Source organism: Mesorhizobium sp. M7A.F.Ca.CA.004.06.1.1 (assembly GCF_003999135.1).
Taxonomy (GTDB): Bacteria; Pseudomonadota; Alphaproteobacteria; order Rhizobiales; family Rhizobiaceae; genus Mesorhizobium.
The window spans coordinates 1-471 of sequence record NZ_RZPQ01001435.1; the positions used below are offsets into that span (position 1 = coordinate 1).

Here is a 471-nt window from a genome sequence, read left to right on the forward strand (position 1 = left end):
TTGTAGATGGTGATCTCGAGGCCGACTGCCTTGCCGCTCGCCAAGGCAAGCCGGAGCGCGGCCGTTAACTCGTCCCACGACAACCCGCCTGGCACGCGAAAATCGACAGCCGGCATGATGACATCGTCGAGACAGTCGGCGTCGAGATGGATGAAGAAGCCGTCCAATTCCGCTCTCGTCAGGTGATCGACCGCTTCGCGTGCGGCGGCCTCGATGCCCGTCGCGCGCACAGCGGGAAGGTCAAGCACCTTGAGCTCCTCGGGGAGCGGCTGGCTTCCGTACTCCTCCTGATCCTTGTGATCGCGATACGCGAAGGCGACAGCGTCTTCAGGGCGGACCAGAGGACCGCGACCTTCGATGTCGGTCAGAAGCGAGGGACCGTAGCCGGTGACGAAGGCGAGGTCCATCGAGGCACCCTCACCATTGGGTTCCGCCTCTGGCTGGAAGAAATCGGCGTTGCCGTCAATGAAG

The 471-nt window shown here is 63.1% G+C and carries 1 protein-coding gene; it reads right to left on the bottom strand.

Going from position 1 to position 471, the window contains the following annotated elements:
* Positions 1 to 471, bottom strand: a 471-nt coding sequence (locus EN906_RS36800; RefSeq protein ID WP_164777737.1) for an arginase family protein, incomplete at both ends; no start/stop codon positions are given.